Annotated in this window: 12 protein-coding genes; 7 read left to right on the top strand and 5 right to left on the bottom strand. The window is 65.2% G+C overall.

What is annotated here, in order from left to right; genetic code table 11:
• Window positions 1–31 precede the first annotated feature (31 nt).
• Entirely contained in the window at window positions 32–1,576 is a 1,545-nt protein-coding gene (locus AACH40_RS07610) for a N,N-dimethylformamidase beta subunit family domain-containing protein (protein WP_338645267.1), read from the top strand.
• A gap of 296 nt (window positions 1,577–1,872) precedes the next feature.
• A complete protein-coding gene (locus tag AACH40_RS07605; protein WP_338645265.1) occupies window positions 1,873–2,130 on the top strand; it encodes a hypothetical protein in 258 nt (85 codons plus the stop codon).
• A gap of 84 nt (window positions 2,131–2,214) precedes the next feature.
• On the opposite strand, the gene AACH40_RS07600 is transcribed toward AACH40_RS07605, so the two are convergent.
• The 3 genes from AACH40_RS07600 to thiC all read right to left on the bottom strand — a co-directional run bounded on the left by AACH40_RS07600 (window position 2,215) and on the right by thiC (window position 5,548).
• Complete coding sequence (locus AACH40_RS07600; protein WP_169494203.1) at window positions 2,215–2,685, bottom strand: glycine zipper 2TM domain-containing protein; 471 nt, start codon at window positions 2,683–2,685, stop codon at window positions 2,215–2,217.
• A gap of 94 nt (window positions 2,686–2,779) precedes the next feature.
• Window positions 2,780–3,178 (bottom strand): nuclear transport factor 2 family protein, encoded by a 399-nt coding sequence (locus tag AACH40_RS07595; RefSeq protein ID WP_338645263.1) that lies wholly within the window; start codon window positions 3,176–3,178, stop codon window positions 2,780–2,782.
• Window positions 3,179–3,667: 489 nt separating this feature from the next.
• Window positions 3,668–5,548: a phosphomethylpyrimidine synthase ThiC gene (thiC, locus tag AACH40_RS07590; protein WP_338645262.1), complete on the bottom strand. Its 1,881-nt coding sequence runs from the start codon at window positions 5,546–5,548 to the stop codon at window positions 3,668–3,670.
• Window positions 5,549–5,876: 328 nt separating this feature from the next.
• On the opposite strand from thiC, the gene AACH40_RS07585 reads away from it, so the two are divergent.
• From AACH40_RS07585 to AACH40_RS07570, 4 genes are all read left to right on the top strand, one after another.
• A complete protein-coding gene (locus tag AACH40_RS07585; protein ID WP_338645260.1) occupies window positions 5,877–7,964 on the top strand; it encodes a TonB-dependent siderophore receptor in 2,088 nt (695 codons plus the stop codon).
• Complete coding sequence (locus AACH40_RS07580) at window positions 7,964–9,229, top strand: PepSY-associated TM helix domain-containing protein (RefSeq protein ID WP_338645258.1); 1,266 nt, start codon at window positions 7,964–7,966, stop codon at window positions 9,227–9,229. The genes AACH40_RS07585 and AACH40_RS07580 overlap by 1 nt, the downstream gene beginning before the upstream one ends.
• A 66-nt stretch (window positions 9,230–9,295) precedes the next feature.
• Window positions 9,296–10,531, top strand: a complete 1,236-nt coding sequence (locus tag AACH40_RS07575; RefSeq protein WP_338645256.1) for a cytochrome P450 — start codon at window positions 9,296–9,298, stop codon at window positions 10,529–10,531.
• Window positions 10,532–10,565: 34 nt separating this feature from the next.
• Entirely contained in the window at window positions 10,566–11,933 is a 1,368-nt protein-coding gene (locus AACH40_RS07570) for a flavin-containing monooxygenase (protein ID WP_338645254.1), read from the top strand.
• 97 nt (window positions 11,934–12,030) lie between these two features.
• Here AACH40_RS07570 and AACH40_RS07565 read toward each other — a convergent pair whose 3' ends face one another.
• Both AACH40_RS07565 and AACH40_RS07560 read right to left on the bottom strand, forming a co-directional pair.
• Window positions 12,031–13,566 carry an NAD(P)/FAD-dependent oxidoreductase gene (locus tag AACH40_RS07565; RefSeq protein WP_338645252.1) on the bottom strand — a complete coding sequence of 512 codons (1,536 nt, stop codon included), beginning with the start codon at window positions 13,564–13,566 and terminating at the stop codon, window positions 12,031–12,033.
• 140 nt (window positions 13,567–13,706) lie between these two features.
• Window positions 13,707–14,309 carry a DUF2585 domain-containing protein gene (locus tag AACH40_RS07560; protein ID WP_338645250.1) on the bottom strand — a complete coding sequence of 201 codons (603 nt, stop codon included), beginning with the start codon at window positions 14,307–14,309 and terminating at the stop codon, window positions 13,707–13,709.
• 144 nt (window positions 14,310–14,453) lie between these two features.
• Between AACH40_RS07560 and crtY the strand changes: the two genes are divergently transcribed.
• A complete protein-coding gene (crtY, locus tag AACH40_RS07555; RefSeq protein WP_338645248.1) occupies window positions 14,454–15,653 on the top strand; it encodes a lycopene beta-cyclase CrtY in 1,200 nt (399 codons plus the stop codon).
• Window positions 15,654–15,663: the final 10 nt, after the last annotated feature.

The raw sequence follows: 15,663 nt of genomic DNA, 5'->3' as shown, positions 1-15,663 counted from the left end.
ATACGCGCGGCCAATCGAACGGGAGCTCTCGATGATCGCCTTCTATACCGACCGTCTCAGTGCCTGCCCGGGCGAACCGGTGCAGATCTTCGCCAGCGACGACAGCGGCGGGCCATGCACGCTCGAAATCGCCCGCGTCGGTGCGGATCGCCGGGTATTCAACACGGTCGCGGGCATCGCACCGGGCCATCATCCGACGCCCGACGATGCCGATACCGCCGGCTGCGACTGGCCGCTGGCGCATACTTTCACCATCGGCAGCGACTGGCCGACCGGTTACTACGATCTGGCGCTGACCAATGCCGCGGGCGAACGCTGGCACCATTTCGTCTGCGTCCGCCCGGCGCGGGGCGAAAAGACGGCGAAGGCCCTGCTCGTCCTCGCCACCAACACCTACCACGCCTACAACTACTGGGGCGGGCGCTCTGCCTATTGCGACGTCGGCGCGCTGATGAGCGGGCGCAAGCGCCTGCCCGATGCGATGGCGGGGGCGATCGGCGTGCTTTCGACCCGACGCCCCTTCCCCCAGGCGATCATCGCCGCGCCTGACGATGTGCCCCGCCTTGCCAACCTTCGCTCCCGGGGTTTCGGCGAACGGCCCTGGGCGTCAGATCCAAACTGGCGGCTGCGAGCGCAGATGACGCCCTACGATGGCTCGGCGGGCTTCCTCAACAAGTGGGAGCACCGCTTCGTCGAGTGGGCCGAGAGCGAAGGCATTGCGCTCGATTACGCCACCGATCGCGACATCGAATGCGAACCGGCAATGCTGGATGGCTACGCCGCCGTCATGGTCGTCGGGCACAGCGAATACTGGACCGCCGGCCAGCGCGACGCGATCGAGGCTTACGTCGATAGCGGCGGCAACTTTGCCATATTTTCGGGTAACACCGCCTTCTGGAAGGTCCGCTTCGACGACGGCGGCGGCAGCTTCATCTGCCACAAGTGGCGCGGTTTCGAAGACGATCCCGCCGCCAGCGCCGATGCAGCGCAAGGCACGCACCTGTGGTCGCACAATGCCTTCGCGCGGCCCGAAGCGGCCATCACCGGGCTCACTTTCCTGTTCGGCGGCTACCATCGGCTGGGCCTGTGCGCGGCGCGCGGCCAGGGCGGATACACGGTCTACGACAGCTTACACTGGTCGCTTGCGGGCACCGATCTCTACTATGGGGACTTGATCGCGCCGGAACTGCCGCTGCTGGGCTACGAGAACGACGGGTGCCGCTTCACCTTCGGCAGCGACGGGGTGCCACGCGCGGTTCCGACGCTCGGGGTGCCGGAAAACCTGGAGATCGTCGCCATCGCGCCCTGTGCCTTCGGGGAGGAGCCGGGCAGTCCCTACCCCCCGATCATTCCGCCCGAAAACCTCGACATCATCGCCCGCGACGTATTCGGCGATCCCGCCTATGCCACCAGCCCCGGGATCATTCGCGGCCACGCGGTGATGGCCTCGTTCAGGCGGGGGCGCGGCGAAGTGTTCAACTGCGGCACCACCGAATGGGCCCATGCCCTCGCCGCCCGCGACCCGTTCGTCACCCGCATCACCCGCAATGTGCTGAGCCGCTTCGGCATCGAGTGACGGCCCGGGGATTCGCGGCGCCTTCCCGTCACGGATCGACATTGCGCCGGCGGCTGCTCTGTGCAGGTGCAAAACCAGTCAAGGCAAAGGGTTAATACGAATTTAAGAAGATGTCCCATTCTCCTTTTGGGACCCCCAAAGATCTCGAATTTCAATATTTTGACTGCAGCTCAGCGCCTTTTCATCATGAACAGGTTGTAAAAAGGCGCTTGCATTTGCCACCATAGTGGTGGGAGATGAGAACAGCGAGGCAGCGTTACGTTGCGCTGCATCAGAAAAACATGGGGACTTATTCGATGATCACAAAGGCTCTTCGCCATGGCCTGTCGGCCGTGCTCGCCGCCACGCTCGTTCTTCCGGGCGTCGCCTCCGCTGCCGAGACCCGTTCGGGCAACGCTCTCCCGGCGAAGAAGGCACTGACCCGCACCAAGGCTCCGGTGCGCGGCGTGCGCAGCAACGCGCTGCAGCTGATCCCGATCATCGCGATCGTGGCCGGCATCGCCACGGTGACCTGGGTGGTCGTCGACAACGGCAACAACGACAGCCCGGGCTGATCCAGCTTTCATCCAGTCCCGCGAGGAAGGCCCCCCGACAGCAGTCGAGGGGCCTTTTTCTTGGTGTCCGGCCAGCCTGCGGGCTTAGCGGCAGCGCACGTTCGACCGGCCGCTATCGGCCGCAGCACCCACGGCCGCGCCACCGATTGCGCCGATGATCGCGCCGAGCGGCTTGCTGTCGCCCTGGGCGATCAACGCGCCCGCCGTGGCGCCAGCCAAACCACCGACGATCAGGCCGGTCGACCCGTCCGAACGGCGGCAATAGTAACGGCCATCGTTGCCGCGGTACACGCGATCGTTGTAGCTGAGATAGCGTTCGCGATAGCGCGGGCTCTGGCGGTAGTAACGGTCAGCGTAATAACCGCCGTAGTTCGGATCGGGATTGTTGTAGTCGTAGCGGCCGTAGCGGTCGTAGTAGCCGCGATCGTAATAGCCCCAATCGCCGGCGTAGCCGTCGCTGGCGTAGCCGGGGCGATCACCGTAGCCATAGGTATCGGTGCAGGCCGACGTCAGCGACGCGGCGGCGAGGGCGGAAAGCAAGAGGGCCTTCTTCATGGCGCCTGCTCCTTCTTTTCAGGGTTAGGGCGCAACGCCGCGCCCGGTGCGTCACGGCAATGGTTGTGCGCGCACGCGGTTCCCGAAAACGATACTAACGCAAGGTCACGAAGATTTCGGCGATCAGCCGCCAGGCGCCGTCCGTCTGCCGCCACTTGGCACTGTAGACCCCGCCCGCGACAAGCGTCCCCTGCCCTTCGATCGTGCCTTCCCAGATCCCCTGTTCCAGCGCGATCGGTTCGATCGTGGAGGCCGTGACCGATTGCGTCGTGCGGACATAGACGGTGCGCGGCCGCGCGGAAAATTCGCGTTTCCAGGCTATCAGCTGTGCCTGCCGCCCGGCAACGACGCCGCTGTCGCTGCCGGTGATGAGCACCACGTCGCGGGCGAGCAGAGGACCGATCGCGCCGAGATCGGCTTCGGCAAGGGCGCGGTTGAAAGCGGCCCGGGCGGAGCGGACGGCGAGTTCGGCAGCGGGATTCGATGGGGTCATGCGGCTCTTCCTAAATCGGCCAAGTTGACGAAGTTGACAGACTTCAGAGATGAAATGCACGAACCGGCCCATGCGGCCTCCCTCGCCAAACAAAAGTGCGCGATTTCAGGGAGAAGCGACGCGGTCATGGCGTGCTCTTACCCGAAAGGGGCACTGTAGGACAGGGCGGGACGCGTTGTGGATACAGGTTGCATATGCATGCCGTGTCAAACGGGGATCGGGATAGTGCAACGCGTCTTGCATAGCCCGCGTGCGCTACCAAATTGTCGAGCAAAGTTGCATAGCCGAAGCGGCTGCTAAATCGGTCAGGCCCCGGTCATCGCGATGTCACGCCGATACCGCGCGACGGGGCGCGCGCTGGCCGACCTCCACGGCTCGCAACGAGACGCTGGACAGCGCAACGTGATGCGACAGCTGGCCAAAAAAGAGGCGGCCGCTTCACCTTTGGAAGCGGCCGCCTGGATTTCAGACAATCAGGGCGGTGGCCGGTCAGTCGTGCTCGCGCCCGCCGGCACCGATGTAGAGTTCGCGGCCCATCTCGTCGTACTTCGCGCTCATCGCCTTCATGCCCTCTTCGGCCTCGGCCTCGCTGGCGACGAAGCTTTCGACGGGCGCGTTCTGCTTGGCGGCGAATTCGCGGACTTCCTGGCTGATCTTCATCGAGCAGAACTTCGGCCCGCACATCGAGCAGAAGTGCGCGGATTTGGCGCCTTCAGCGGGAAGCGTCTGGTCGTGGTACTGTTCGGCGGTGTCGGGATCGAGCGACAGGTTGAACTGATCGCGCCAGCGGAATTCGAAGCGCGCCTTGCTCAGCGCATCGTCGCGCACCTGCGCCGCCGGGTGCCCCTTGGCGAGGTCCGCCGCGTGGGCGGCCAGCTTGTAGGTGACCACGCCGACCTTCACGTCATCGCGATCGGGCAGGCCGAGGTGTTCCTTGGGCGTGACGTAGCAGAGCATCGCCGTGCCGTACCAACCGATCTGTGCCGCGCCGATGCCGCTGGTGATGTGGTCGTAGCCCGGCGCGATGTCGGTGACGAGCGGCCCGAGCGTGTAGAACGGCGCTTCGCCGCACGCTTCGAGCTGCTTGGTCATGTTCTCGCGGATCTTGTGCATCGGCACGTGGCCGGGGCCTTCGATCATCACCTGAACGTCTTCCTTCCAGGCGCGCTTGGTCAGTTCACCCAAGGTGTAGAGTTCGGCGAACTGGGCTTCGTCGTTGGCGTCGTAGATCGATCCGGGGCGCAGCCCGTCGCCCAGCGAATAGGCGACGTCGTAGGCCTTCATGATCTCGGTGATTTCGTCGAAACGTTCGTAGAGGAACGATTCCTTGTGATGCGCCAGGCACCACTTGGCCATGATCGAGCCGCCACGGCTGACAATCCCGGTCATGCGCTTTGCGGCAAGCGGGATGTAGGGCAGGCGCACGCCGGCGTGGATGGTGAAGTAATCGACGCCCTGTTCGGCCTGTTCGATCAGCGTATCGCGGAAGATCTCCCAGGTGAGGTCCTCGGCGATGCCGCCGACCTTTTCGAGCGCCTGGTAGATAGGGACGGTGCCGATTGGCACGGGGCTGTTGCGCAGGATCCATTCGCGCGTGTCGTGAATGTTGCGTCCCGTGGACAGGTCCATCACGGTGTCCGCACCCCAGCGGATCGACCAGACCATCTTGTCGACCTCGCTGGCCACGTCTGACGCGACGGCCGAGTTGCCGATGTTGGCGTTGATCTTCACGAGGAAGTTGCGGCCGATCGCCATCGGTTCGGATTCGGGGTGGTTGATGTTGCTGGGGATGATCGCCCGGCCGCGCGCCACTTCGTCCCGCACGAATTCGGCAGTGACGTAGTCGGGGATCGAAGCGCCCCAATCCTGGCCATCGCGGACCAGCGCTTCCTTGAGCTGCTTGCGGCCGAGGTTTTCGCGGATGGCGACGTATTCCATCTCGGGCGTGATGATGCCCTGGCGCGCGTAGTGCATCTGGCTGACGTTGCCGCCGGCCTTTGCCCGCAGCGGGCGCTGCACGACGTTGGGGAACGCCGGCACGCCGGCCGAGCGGTCCGGGCCCTTCAGCCCGTTGTCTTCGGGCTTCACCGCGCGGCCGTCGTAATCTTCGACGTCACCGCGTGCGAGGATCCAGTCGCGGCGGAGTTGCGGCAGGCCGGCGGAGATGTCGATGGTCGCGTTCGTGTCGGTGTAGGGACCCGACGTATCGTAGACGCGCACGGGCGGTTCGCCGCTCGACGGTTCGAGCGAGATTTCGCGCATGGCGACGGTGAGGCCGGGGAAGCGCGCGCTTTCCACGTGGATCTTGCGGCTGCCGCGGATCGGCCCGGTGGTGACGCCGATTTCCAGCCTGGAGTTGATGTCGGCCATGCGCGTGTCCTCTCAAGAGGCGGACGGACCGAGCGCGGGTTGAAGCCGGCCCTTCCCTCCGCCCGTGCTAACGGGTTCAGGTTCGACGGGTCGGGCTGCGTGACCAGCCCCTCTCAGCCGTTCGGTCCGCGCGATCGCTCAACGATGAGCGCCCGCCCGGACCCCACTGGCTCCCCGGGGTATGACGCCTTTTAGGCTTGTGAGCGGGCGGGAGCAACCGCCTAGAAAGGCGAGGTATGAATAGAGTTAATGCGAATGATTCCTATTTGCATTGACTCTTGAGAATCGCTCGCATTAAAGGCGGCCCGTCATCGACGGGAGTTCAAACGTGCAGTTTCGCCAAAGCCTTCTTGCCACCGCCGCCGCCTCTGCCCTGGCCTTGGGAACTGCCAGCGCCCACGCCGAAGAGGCGAGCGAGGCCGAGCGCATCACCGTGATCGGAAGGGCTGGCGAGCAGGTTCCTTCTGGGGCAACGGGGCTTCCGCTTTCGGTGTTTGATACGCCGCAGGCGGTCACGGTGGTGGACCGCGCGGCGCTCGACACCTTCGGCCTCGATGAGACCAACGAGGTGCTGCGCTATGTCACCGGCGTGAACGTCGAGCAGGCCGAGACCGACCGGACCTATTACAACGCGCGCGGCTTCGACATCAGCGAGGCGATGGTCGACGGCATCGCGATCCCGAATTTCTGGGGCCCGACGATCGGCGCGGTCGATACGGTGGCGTGGGATTCGATCGAGGTGATCCGTGGCGCGAACGCGATGATGGCGGGCGTGGGCAACCCTTCGGGCACGATCAACTATCACCGCCGCCACCCGACCGGCGAGCGCCATGTCTCCACCGAGCTCTCCGCAGGATCGTGGGGCAAGGTGCGCGGCGAGTTCGATCTCGACACGCCGATCACCAAAGACGGGCGCTGGGCGATCCGGGTGACCGGCGCAGTGCAGAACGCGGATTCGTACCTGCGCGATTACCGCTCGAAGCGGTCGGTGGTGCAGGCCGTGCTTGACGGGCAGATCACCGATACGCTCAAGCTCTCGGCCGGTTATACCCGCCAGACCGGCACGTCGCGCGGGGTGCTGTGGGGGGCGCTGCCCCTGCAGGATGCCGCTGGCAACCAGCTGGAGTGGGACACCGGCGCTTCCACGACGCAGGACTGGACCTACTGGAAGCGGACCGACCAGACCGCGTATGGCGAGCTTTCGTGGGAGTTCGCGCCGGGCTGGACCGCGCGCCAGCACGTGACCCGGCGCGTATCCGACGAACCTTCGCGGTTGTTCTATGTCTATGGCGCGCCCGATGCGGAGACCGGCGCGGGGCTCTATGGCTATCCCGGCGGCTATCTTTCGACCGCGCGAGGCTGGATCTCGGACAGTTCGGTACGCGGCACGTTCCGCCTTCTGGGGCGCGAGCAGGCGATCAGCCTCGGCGCGCAGTATACCGAGGCGACGTTCGGCTACCTCAGCTATCCCGTGCCGACGACCGATCCGGCCTGGGGTGCGCTGCCGGGTGACGTCAATAGCTGGGACGGGACCGAAGTCCCCTACCCCGCGTTCGGCGATGCCGTGGTCAGCGCGCGGATCAAGGACCGCCAGTGGCGCCTGCGCGCGGCGACCGACCTGTCGCTGGCCGAGCGGCTCAACCTGGTGCTGGGGGTCAATTACCTGAACGTGCGGACCGATGGATTCACCTTCGGCGTGAGCGCGCAGCGGCGCGAAAGCGGGGCCAATCCGTTCGTGGGGGTAACCTGGGGCGTGGTGCCGGGCGTGAACCTCTATGCCAGCTATAGCGGGATCTTCTCGCCGCAGAAGGAAATCTCGACCGCGCTCACTCCGCTGGGATCGGCCAAGGGCAAGAGCTGGGAGGGCGGCGTGAAGGCGCAGACCGCGGACAAGGCGCTGTTCGGCTCGATCGCGGTGTTTCGCTCGGAGCAGTCGAACCTTGCCGAAGCGGCCGGGTTCGACACCACGCTCGGCCAGACCCTCTATCGCGGGATCGACGTGCGCAGCACTGGCGTGGAAGCGGAAATCGGCGGCAACATCACTTCGAACCTCAGTGTGCAGAGCGGCGTGACCCACCTTTCGATCAAGGACAGGGCGGGCAATGCCGCGCGCACCTATGTGCCGCGCACCACGGCGAACCTGCTGGTGCGCTGGAGCCCGGTGGAGAAGGTGCACGTGGGCGCGGGGCTGCGCTGGCAGGACGACGTCTATATCACCAACGCGCTCGGCACGATCCGGCAGCCGTCCTATGCCACGGTGCAGCTGCAGGCAGGCTATGACCTGACCGAGAACGTGGCGTTCAACGTCAACGTGGCCAATGCGACCAACCACAAGCACCTGACGAGCCTGTACTGGGATCAGGCGTTCTACGCCGCGCCGCGCAGCGTGCTGGGTTCGGTGCGGCTGTCGTTCTGATGGCCGGGCTGCCGGGGCGCCCGTTCTGGGTCATCGCGCATCGCTGGGCCGGGCTGTCGCTGGCGCTGTTCCTGGCCGTGGCGGGCCTGACGGGCGCGCTGATGCCGTGGATCGAGGAGCTGGAGGCGCTGACTGCGCCCGAGCTGCACCTGTCGCAGACACCTGGCGCCCCCGATCCGCTGGCGATCCGGGCGCAGGTGCTGCGGCGCTATCCCGGCGCTGCGGTGGATTTCCTGCCGTTGACGGTGGAGCCGGGGCATTCGTTGCGGCTGCACCTGCACTGGCTGGATCCCGTGACCGGTCTGGAGCGCGAACACGGCGCCGGCGTGCCCGATTGGGACGACCTGTTCCTCGACCCGGTGACCGGCACAGAGCTGGGTCGGCGCGAATGGGGCGATATCGGCCAGGGCGCGAAGAACCTGATGCCGTTCGTCTATCGCCTGCACTACACGCTGGCAGCGGGCACGGCCGGGCTGCTGGTAATGGGCGTGGCGGCGATCGTGTGGACGGTCGACTGCTTCGTAGGGTTCTTCCTCACCCTGCCGCCCCGCGCGCCGGGGGCGCCGTTCTGGAAGCGCTGGCGGCCGAGCTGGCAGGTGCGGCGGGGCAAAAGCGCCTACAAGCTGAACTTCGACCTGCACCGCGCGGGTGGGCTGTGGCTCTGGCCGCTGCTGCTGGTGTTCGCGTGGTCAAGCGTGTCGTTCAACCTGCCGCAGGTGCACGCGCCGGTGATGAAGCTGTTCGGCGCCGAGGACGCGCGCGAGGTGTTCGTTCGCAACGCCCTGCCCGCGCCGCGCAACGCGCCGAGGCTGGACTTCACGGCCGCGACGGCGCGGGGCGAAGCACTGGCGCGTGATCTGGCGAAAGAGCATGGCCTCGCCCTGCGCAGCGAAGGGGAGCGGTGGCTCTGGCACGTGCCGACGAGCGGGCTCTACGTCTATGGCTTCACCACCAGCGCCGACATCGGCGAACACGGCGGCGGCACCCGCATCGCCTTCGACAGCGACAGCGGCGCGGTGCGAGGCGTCGAACTGCCGAGCGGGGCGAACGGTGCCAACACCTTCACCAACTGGCTGACCGCGCTGCACATGGCGCAGGTGTTCGGCCTGCCTTATCGCGTGTTCGTGAGCTTGCTGGGGCTGGCTGTGACGATGCTGTCGGTAACGGGCGTGGTCATCTGGATGAAGAAGCGATCGGCACGGGCCGGACGGCGCCTTAAGACGGCGGCGCGGCCCCGGCTCTCCCTAAAGCGCGCTAGACTTTAATTGCTTGATTAACGATACTCCCGGTCAAGGCCGACCAGAATCGATCCGGCCACGGGAGAATTTGTCATGGCATCCGCTCCGTCCGCGCGGGACAAGGCGCTCAATCCGTATGACGTCAGCGTCAACGCGTTGTATACCGAGGACAAATGGCGCGAGCCCTTCGCCTGGCTGCGCGCCAACATGCCGGTCAGCCTGCGCGAGGAGAGCCCGTTTGGCGCCTACTGGTCGGTCGTCACCCACGACCTGATCCAGAAGGTCGAACTCGATACCGAGACTTATTCCTCGTCGTGGGATCGCGGCAACATCACGATTGCCGACAACGTCAACGACAACCCCTTTCCCAACTTCATCGCCATGGATCCGCCGGTCCACACCGCCCAGCGCAAGGTCATCGCGCCGGCCTTCGGCCCCAGCCAGATGGTGAAGCTGGAAAAGCTGGTGCGCGAACGCGTGACGCAGCTGCTCGACGCGCTGCCGGTGGGCGAGACGTTCGACTGGGTCGACAGCGTATCGATCCCGATGACGCTGGGCATGCTGCTGATCCTGTTCGACATGCCATTCGAGGAATGGCCCGACATCAAGCGCTGGTCCGACTGGGGCAGCGGCGTTTCGGAAGACAACCTCAACGATGACTATCGCGCCGAATTCCTGGTCCAGATGGGCCAGATGCTGGAACGCTTCGACCGCGAGCTGGAAGCCCGCCGCAAGGAAGCGCCGCGCGACGACCTGCTGAGCCGGATGGTGCATTCCGAGGCGATGGGCAACCTGACCCCGCCCGAACGCATCGCCAACATCGCCCTGCTGATCGTGGGCGGCAACGACACCACCCGCAATTCGATGAGCGGGCTGGTCGAAGCGCTGCACAAGTATCCCGACCAGCTGGAAAAGCTGCGCGCAGACCCGAAGCTTGCGGTCAATGCGGCGCAGGAGATCATCCGCTGGCAATCGCCGGTGACCCACATGCGCCGCACCACCACGCGCGACACCGAACTTGCCGGGCAGCTGATCCCCGAAGGTTCGAAGGTGGTGCTGTGGTACATTTCGGGCAACCGTGACGAGACGGTGTTCAGGGACGCCGAGCGCTTCGACGTGACCCGCGAAAATGCCCGCCGCCATGTCGCCTTCGGGCACGGCATCCACCGCTGCGTGGGCGCGCGCCTGGCCGAAGTGCAGATCACCGCGCTGATCGAGGAGGTCGTCGCGCGGCGCTGGCGGATCGTGCCGCAGGCCGCGCCAACGCGCCTTGCCAGCCCCTTCCTCCACGGCTTCACTGCCATGCCGGTGAAGATCGAGATCGACTGACAACCAGCCATAACGTTACGGGAGATTTGCGGCCATGAGCCTGCCGAAAGTGTGCATCATCGGCGCCGGGTGTTCCGGCTTCACCACCGCCAAGCGGCTCAAGGACTATGGCATTCCGTTCGACATCTACGAGGCGTCGGACGACATCGGCGGCAACTGGTACTACAACAACCCTAACGGGGTTTCGTCCTGCTACCAGAGCCTGCACATCGATACTTCGAAGTGGCGGCTGGCGTTCGAGGACTATCCCGTGCCCGCCGACTGGCCGGACTATCCCCATCACGCGCAGCTGCTGCAGTACTTCCACGACTACGTGGACCATTTCGGCCTGCGCCCGTCGATCCGCTTCAATACCCGGGTGGAGAAGGCAAAGCGCCTGTCGGGCGGCGGCTGGGAGGTAACCCTGTCGACCGGAGAGACGTTACGTTACGACGCGCTGGTGGTGGCGAATGGCCATCACTGGGCGGCGCGCATTCCCGAATATCCCGGCCATTTCGACGGCGCGCAGATCCATTCGCACCATTACCGCACCCCGTTCGAGCCGGTGAACTGCATCGGCAAGAAGGTGCTGGTCGTCGGCCTTGGCAACAGCGCGATGGATATCGCGAGCGAACTTTCGCAGCGGCCGATGGCGAAGCGCCTGTACGTTTCGGCGCGGCGCGGCGTGTGGATCTTCCCCAAGTACTATCGCGGGCAGCCGCTCGACAAGAACCCTGCACCGGCATGGATGCCCAAGAGCCTTCGCCAGTGGCTGGGTTCGCGGATGATCAAGAAGCTCGTCGGCCGGATGAGCGACTATGGCTTGCCCGAGCCAGAGATCGAACCGTTCGAAAGCCACGGCACCGTTTCCGGTGAATTCCTGCTCCGCGCGGGATCGGGCGACATCGTGATGCGCCCCGGCATCGAGCGGCTGGATGGCAATGGGGTGGTATTCACCGACGGCACGCGCGAAGAGATCGACGTAATCGTCTGGGCAACGGGCTATGACATCAAGTTCCCATTCTTCGACGAGCCTTCGTTCTGCGCCGATTCCGACAACCGACCGCCCGCGCTGTACAAGCGGATCATGAAGCCCGAGGTGCCGGACCTGTTCTACATGGGGCTGGCACAGCCGCTGCCGACGCTGGTGAACTTTGCCGAGCAGCAGTCAAAGCTGGTCGCAGCCTACCTCTCGGGGCAATACGCGCCGCCGCCCGCCGACGAGATGCACCAGGTGATCAAGGCGGACGAGGAATTCTACACCGGCAGCTATTACCAGGCGCGCCGGCACACCATCCAGCTGGACTTCGACCATTACGTTCGCGCCCTCAAGAAGGAACTGGAGCGCGGCGCGAAGCGGGCGGCGGCCAAGGGCAATGCCCTGCCCGTGCCCGCAAGGGCTGCGCTGGCGGAAGCGGCCTGACGAGCGCAGCCCCTTCCCGCCAGTGGAAGGGGCCAGGCGCCACGAAAAAGGGGCGAGCCTTGCGGCCCGCCCCCTTTTCAGCGTCGTAACGTGACGGTTATTCGGCTGCTTCGAGCACCTCGGCCGCGGCGGGCTGGTTGTCGTACCAGAATTCCGGTCCATCGAGGTCTATCGCCGGGATCGCGTCCTTTTCGGCCCAGTAGTTCTGGTTGTGGCGCCATACTTCGTTGTCGCCGCGCTTGGGCAGCTTGTCGAGATCGCGGATCAGGTAGTTCGGGTTGAAGTTCTCTGTCTCGATCCAGGGCAGGATTTCCATGTCCTTGTCCTCTGGCCGCAGCTTCACCTCGATCTTGCGGGCGCCGCGTTCGTCCATGTGCTTGAGCATGCGGCACACGAAATCGCCCAGCATGTCGACGCGCAGGGTCCACGAGGCGCGGAAGTAACCGAACACCCACAGCATGTTGGGCACGCCGGTGAACATCATGCCGCGATACGTAACGGTGTCGCCCCAGTTGACCTTTTGTCCGTCGACCTCGAACGGGATGTCGCCCAGGACCTTCAGGTTGAACCCGGTGCAGGCGACGATGATGTCGCCATCGACCGCCTCGCCCGAGCTGACGACAAGGCCGGTTTCGGTGAAGTGGTCGATCGTGTCCGTGACCATCGACACCTTGCCCTGTGCGGCGAGCTGGAACAGGTCGGCATCGGGGCAGAACGCAAGGCGCTGCTGCCACGGGCGGTACTTGGGCGTGAAGTGCGGCTCGAACTGGAAATCCTCGCCGACATAGGCGCGGACGAGCGCGCGCAGTTCCTCGACCACGACGTCGGGCTCCTCGACGCAACGCTTGTCCATCACCGCCTGGTCATGCATCACCTGCATGCGCACGATGCGGTGGATGGTCGGCTCGTCCACCCCGATCTCGCGCAGCCGGTCGGCCAGCTCGTTCTGGTTGGGATGGCAGAAGAAGTAGGTGGGCGAACGCTGCACCACGGTGACGTGCGCCGCCTTTTCCGCAAAGGCGGGGACGACGGTAGCGGCCGTGGCGCCCGAGCCGATCACGACGATGCGCTTGCCCGTGTAATCGATGTTCGGGTCCCACAGTTGGGCGTGGATGAACTGGCCCTTGTAGGCATCGAGGTTCTTCGCCTTCCATTCGGGCGGAATGTACGGCGTTTCATGGTCGTAATAGCCCTGGCACATCCACAGCAGCGTGGCGGTGAAGACGTGGGTCTTGCCGTCTTCGGTCCGTGCCGTAACGGTCCACAGGTTGCGCTCGCTCGACCAGGAACAGCCGGTAATCGTGTGGCCATAGCGGATGTGCTGGTCGATGCCGTTTTCCTCGATCACTTCGCCCATGTAGTCGAGGATCGCCTGTGCGCTGGCGATCGGCGCGTCGGTCCACGGCTTGAAGCGGTAACCGAAAGTGTAGAGATCGGAGTCGGAACGGACGCCCGGGTACTTGTGGGTTTCCCACGTGCCACCGAAAGTGTGCATCCTCTCGAGCACGGCGTAAGTCTTGCCGGGGCACTGATCCTGCAGGTGATAGGCCGAACCGATCCCGGAAATGCCGGCGCCGACGATCAGCACGTCGAAATGCTGGGCCCTTTCACCTGATGCGTCCGCTTGTGCCATGTCGCTCTCTCCACTCGATTATCGCTTGATAGCGTCGTTCTGCCGTCTTCCGCGGCTAGGACGCCTTGACCAATATCAAATCGAAACCGGATTCGGCAGGGCTTTTCGTTGGTCGACTAAAAAAGGCCGGATGAACCGTTTCAGGCCGCCGCTTGCCAGTGGCGCACCGCTTCGATCGGCCAGGCCAGCATCAGCACGTTGAGCGTAAGATTGTCGCGGATCATGGCGAGCGTGAACAGCTCGAAGGCAAGCGCGACTGCCACGGTGACGCGGGCCGGCACCCGGGCGGCGAACAGGAAGCCCAGCACCATGCAGGCGATGTCGGACGCCGAATTGAGCACGCTGTCGCCGCTGTAGCCGTAGCTCACCGTTACGGCACGATAGCGATCGATGATGATCGGCGAGTTTTCAAGCAGTTCCCACCCGCCTTCGATGGCGACGGCACAGGCCAGCACCCAGCGCGAGCTGATGAAGCGGCCAAGGCCGCCCCGGCGCCAAAGCAGGTGCGCCGCACCATAGAACAGCATGCCGTGGATCAGGTGGCTGAAGCTGTACCAATCCGACAGTTGCTGGCTGTTCTCGGGCGATTGCACCTGCCCTGCCCACAGATGGATCGTGCCGCAGGGGCAGATCGGCCGGCGATGCATCGCGAGAAGGATCGCGACGACCAGCAGAGCGACCACCAATGCGGCGATCGCGCCCCGCCGGTCGGGTCGTAACGTTGCGGTGCTCCCGGCGATCATGCGCGTGCCTCCCCCAGATCGCGGCGAGGTTTGCCTTGCCCGGCGCCCCGCTGCAAGCACGCGCCCTGCCCTTTGGTGTCCGCGCGGGGCCTCGTGACAACGCTGCGGTTGCGCGTGGATCGGCTTGCCCCTAACGCCAGAAGCATGAGTGCGCGGCATTGTGACATCGCCATCCTCGGCGGAGGCCTTGCCGGCGGCCTGATCGCGCTGGCGCTGGCCCGCCATCGGCCGGACCTTTCGCTGTTGCTGGTCGAACAGGACGCGCGGCTTGGCGGCAATCACGTGTGGTCGTTCTTCGGCAGCGACGTCGGCAAGGCGGGGCGCGAGCTGCTCGGCCCCGCGGTGGCGGCAGCCTGGGCGGGGTACGAGGTGCGCTTTCCGGCTTTCGAGCGCACGCTCGGCACGAGCTATTACGCGATGACCTCGGACCGGTTCGACCGGACCATCCGCGCCGCCCTGCCGGCGCAAGCGATCCTGTCGGAAGCGCGGGTGCTGGCAACGAGCGCAACGAGCGCGACGCTGACAGATGGGCAGCGGATCGAGGCACGCGCGGTGATCGACGCGCGTGGTATCCGCAATCTTGGCCATCTGACAGGTGGTTGGCAGAAGTTTCTGGGACAACGCCTGAAGTTGAAAGCGCCGCACGGGATCGAACGGCCGGTGATCATGGACGCGACGGTCGAGCAGCTCGATGGCTACCGGTTCGTCTATGTCCTGCCGTTCAGCGAGGACGAAGTCTTCGTCGAAGACACCTACTATTCCGACAGCGCGACGATCGACCGGGACGCACTTGCCGGGCGCATCGCCGAATATGCCCGGCGGCGTGGCTGGAGTGTGGACAGCGTGGTGCACGAAGAGCAGGGCGTGCTGCCCGTGGTGTCGGGCGGCGATTTCGACGCATTCTGGCGATCGACCGGCAAGGATACCGCCCGCGCCGGCACCCGCGCGGGACTGTTCCATGCCGTGACCAGCTATTCGGTGCCCGATGCCGTGCGCTATGCCATGGCGATCGCACGGCGTGCCGACTGCAGCGGGGATGAACTCGCCAAGTATTCCGAGCAATATGCTCGAACGCACTGGAAGAATTCAATTTTCCTGCGGCATCTGACCGCCATGCTGTTCGGCGCTGCCGCACCGATGGATCGCTACAGGGTGCTGGAACGCTTCTACCGGCTGGACGAGCGGCTGGTCGAACGGTTCTACGCCGGGCGCACCACGCTGCGCGACAAGATCCGCATTCTTTCCGGCAAGCCCCCCGTCCCCGTCCTTGCCGCGATGCGCGTGCTCGGCGGGTTCGGGGAAAAGCCCCAGGCGCTCTCGCTCGCCGGTACACGGACCAAATGAAGGGACCAAC

The organism is Novosphingobium olei (genome assembly GCF_037076535.1).
Taxonomy (GTDB): Bacteria; Pseudomonadota; Alphaproteobacteria; order Sphingomonadales; family Sphingomonadaceae; genus Novosphingobium; species Novosphingobium olei.
The sequence above is the reverse complement of the archived record's forward strand: the minus strand, read 5'-3'. Positions and strand labels throughout refer to the sequence as shown.